This window comes from Sphingobium xenophagum NBRC 107872 (assembly GCF_000367345.1).
Taxonomy (GTDB): domain Bacteria; phylum Pseudomonadota; class Alphaproteobacteria; order Sphingomonadales; family Sphingomonadaceae; genus Sphingobium; species Sphingobium xenophagum.
This window is the reverse complement of the sequence record NZ_BARE01000060.1, coordinates 1-3,806: the sequence shown is the minus strand read 5'-3', so window position 1 is coordinate 3,806 and position 3,806 is coordinate 1. Positions and strand designations below refer to the sequence as shown.

Sequence of the window (3,806 nt, the reverse complement as noted above, 5' to 3'; positions counted from 1 at the left end):
CGGGACTGGCGATGATGCCGACCGCCGGTTCGTGCGCGTGTTATCCGCCGTGCTCACCGACGGGCTCGAAGCGGTCGAGGACGCGATCCGCGAAGCGCTGGCCGCCGGCGCTGCCAGCGACGATGTGATCCTCAACATCCTGGCGCGGCGGCGCGAGCCGCCCCGGCCGCTGACGATCGCCACGTCCGATGCCCTCTCGCTCAGCCACCCACCGACCGCCGACTGCGCTCGCTATGACCTGCTGCGAGGCGCCCGTGCAGCGGCATGAGATGATCGCCGCGATGAGCGGCCTCGGGCTCAAGGGCATGGCTGGCGCGTTCGACGAAGCGGTCACCACAGGTGTGCAGCGCAAGCGCACCGCCATGGAGATCCTGACCGACCTGCTTCGAGCGGAGACCGCTCATCGCCATGCCGCATCGATCCGCTACCGGATGAGCGCTGCCAAGTTGCCGGTGGTGAAGGACATCGACGCGTTCGTGTTCGAGGGCACGCCGATCAACGAAGAGCTGGTACGCTCGCTCCATGCTGGAGCGTTCCTGCCCGGTCAGCGCAACATCGTCTTGGTCGGCGGCACCGGGACCGGGAAGACTCATCTGGCGGTCGCGATCACTGCCAGCGTCGTGCGTGCCGGTGCCCGCGGTCGCTACTTCAACACCGTCGATCTGGTGAACCGGCTCGAGGAAGAGAGCCGCCTCGGCAAGGCCGGCGCGCTCGCGGCCCAGCTCTCGCGCCTCGACCTCGTCGTACTCGATGAGCTTGGCTATCTGCCGTTCGCCCGCTCGGGCGGCCAGCTGCTGTTCCACCTCGTCAGCAAGCTTTACGAGCGCACCTCGGTAATCATCACCACGAACCTGGCGTTCGGCGAGTGGCCCACCGTGTTCGGCGACCCAAAGATGACCGCCGCGCTGCTCGACCGCATCACCCATCACTGCGACATCGTCGAGACCGGCAACGACAGCTGGCGCCTCAGAAACCGGAGCTAAAACCCTCCCCCCGGACCCCCCACCCGGCGGTTGACCCGGTGGGTCCACAGGAACCTCCCACGGCCGCCACCGCCAGCGCTTGGGGAGGCGCGCGGCGTCGGCCGTGGGTCCCTCCTATGGACTACCGGGACAACCGCCCGACATCACCAAAGGGGGTCCCTCTTCGACGCCGATATGGGGTCCCGGTTCGACGCCTATTTACAGCGAATTGTACACGGGCCAGAAAAAGGGCTTCGTCTCCCATTTCGGGGATCCTCACTTAATTGTTCGGGCCGGTATCAAGCGGCCGTTGCATCCTGAACATCATCACCATCGCCAACTTATATGAGACACACAACAAAGTGAGTTTAGACAAGCGACAGCTTGCGGGAAGCGTTCGGTGCTGCCAGTGCACCAAGAAGGCGCAGGCCTCGTTCCAGTCGCTCTCTGGTAATCGTTCCACCGATCGAAACGCGAAGCGCAGGAGAGGCCTTTGACCGGTCCACTGCAAAAGCCTCGCTGCCTACGATCGATAGGCCATACGGGCGTAGCGTATTCACGATTTCACCTTGATCCGCTTCAGGATGCAAGGGCATCCAGAGGTGGTAGCCCTCAGGCTGAGCGTGGTAGCTGTCGGGGTCAAGAAACTTGGCGACGATTTCCTGCCGTTGCCACGCCTCGGCGCGCACTGCCTCGGTCAACTGCCGAAACACGCCGGTTCCGATCCAATCGGCGACGATCGCGGCGTTGAGTGGAGGTGCCATCACGGCCGTCTCATGCAGATCGGCAGCGAGCCGCCATGCTTGCGCGACGGTGGGTGCGCGAAGCCAGGCGATCCGCAGCCCCGGAGAGATGATTTTGGAGACGCTGGCAATATGCCATGTCCGTTCGGGTGCGAATGTTGCTATGGGCGCCAATGGCCGCTCTGGCAGCAGACCGTATGCGTCGTCTTCGATCACGACAAGGCCCTGCCGTGTCGCTACCTGGGCAAGAGACTCTCGGCGCTCGACGCTCATGGTCGCGGTGGTGGGATTGTCGTTTGTCGGCACGACGTAGACGGCATGAACAGCGCCTTCCAGGCAGGCCGCTTCGAGTGCGTTCGGATCCAGTCCTTCCCGATCGGATGACACAGGGCAAAGCCGGAGGCCATAGCGGCGCGCAACCGACAGGAATCCGGGATAGGCGTATTCCGCAACCGCTACCGTGTCGCCAGCGCGGAGTTCGGCACTGACGATTGCATGAAGCGCGTGCTGCCCTCCTGCGGTAACAAGCACCGTATCGTCGTGGCACGGGACGCCACGGGAGCCGAGAAGGTCCGCTCCGGCTTCGCGGGCCAAGATCATCCCACCGCTCGGCTGATACTGGAAAGGTGCAACCACATCCGAGCGCGTCAGCAGCTCCTCGGCAGATCGTCTGAACGCCTCCGTCAGCATACCCGGGATCTCCGGGGGGGCGTTCATGCCGGTATCCGCAGGCTCACTATATCTGATCTTTGGCGTCTCCGCCTTCTTCTGGCGAACGAAACTACCGCGCCGACCGTTGCCCTCGATCAAACCCAATTGGCGCGCTTCGCCGTAGGCTCGGGTCACCGTTGTCAGATCAACACCCAAGGCTTCTGCAAGCAAACGCTGGGGTGGCAAGCGAGTCCCGTCAGCGAGAACACCGGTTTCGATATCACGGCGCAGCGCATCAGCGATCGCGAGGTACTTAGGACCGGGCGTGCCTTGGATGTTTGGATTCCACCCCTGCATCGGAAACTCAACGACAGAACTCATGCAAATAGCCCGTTAGTATGGTTTAAAACACCTACAATGTTGAAGCGTTGTCTAGTCACGATGGAAGAATGGGGGTCGCCCATGGAGTACGTTTCTCGCCATCTCGCCGGCGTCGTACCTTGCAAGTGCACCGCCAGGCGCGTCCTCGTCCCAGAAACTGGGATCTGCATACTGAGCGAGCGCCGACTCGTACCGGGAGAGCGTCTGCGAATGCGTTCGGAGCAATCCGTTGGCTACAGCAAGCTCAGGAAAGTCCTCAGCGTTCCCATCCAGAACGAGTTTCGCCAAGTCGTCGCGACTCAGCCCCTTGAAGTAGTTAGCAACGAACTCTCGTGCCATATTGTCAGAGGCCGTCGGACGAGTTGCTACATCAGTGGATGACATGAATTCAATCCCGCTCTGAAGCATCGCGGGCGTTCAGGTCTGCCCACAACTTCTCAGTGCCAGCTTCGGTCGCCTTGTTGACGTACTGTGAGGCTACAAGCCAGCCTTTGATGTATTGGAGTGGCAGCACACAGCCCAGACCCAGCAAGGGAAACGATGTAAGCAGATGAACCCAAAAAGGTGGCTCGTACTTTACCTGCAACCATACAACGAAGAACGTGAGCGGAAACGCGACGATGCAAAGCGAGAAGAACGCTGGCCCGTCGTCCGGAGCAGCAAAACCATAGTCTAGACCACAATTTGGACATTTGCGCTCCAGCTTCAACCATTTGCGGTACATCGAAGCTTGTCCGCACTTGGGGCACAAGCCCTTCAGCCCACAGCGGTAGATCCACTGGGCTTTGCTCGATTGCTCCACATTAAGATCAGGCATTGGTGTCCGCCACTCAGTCTCGTTTGATTCGAGGCGCATATAAAGAAGAATATTCCTCCATGCAATATGCCATGCAAACACATCCATGTTGAGATATTCCGGGCGGATTGTATGCGCGGATCGATCCTCGCTGGTGCCCGATCATGCGAGCCGATGCTCAACCCTGGGATCTGAAAACCGATCTAAGCATTTACGACAAACCGATGGTATGACGCGCGCTGGATCTCACCGCGCAATTGCCAGGTAGTGCAT

General features: G+C 60.9%; 3 protein-coding genes and 1 pseudogene. 2 read left to right on the top strand and 2 right to left on the bottom strand.

Going from position 1 to position 3,806, the window contains the following annotated elements:
- A pseudogene (locus tag SX1_RS23065) lies at positions 1-268 on the top strand (IS21 family transposase); the annotation flags it as partial.
- Positions 255-983: an IS21-like element helper ATPase IstB gene (gene istB, locus SX1_RS19495; RefSeq protein ID WP_026149968.1), complete on the top strand. Its 729-nt coding sequence runs from the start codon at positions 255-257 to the stop codon at positions 981-983. The pseudogene SX1_RS23065 and the gene istB, both read left to right, overlap by 14 nt.
- Positions 984-1,330: 347 nt before the next feature.
- Here istB and SX1_RS19490 read toward each other — a convergent pair whose 3' ends face one another.
- Together SX1_RS19490 and SX1_RS19480 are read right to left on the bottom strand one after the other, a co-directional pair.
- Complete coding sequence (locus SX1_RS19490) at positions 1,331-2,737, bottom strand: aminotransferase-like domain-containing protein (protein WP_019054406.1); 1,407 nt, start codon at positions 2,735-2,737, stop codon at positions 1,331-1,333.
- A gap of 388 nt (positions 2,738-3,125) precedes the next feature.
- Positions 3,126-3,554 (bottom strand): DUF983 domain-containing protein, encoded by a 429-nt coding sequence (locus tag SX1_RS19480; protein WP_026149967.1) that lies wholly within the window; start codon positions 3,552-3,554, stop codon positions 3,126-3,128.
- Positions 3,555-3,806 lie beyond the last annotated feature (252 nt).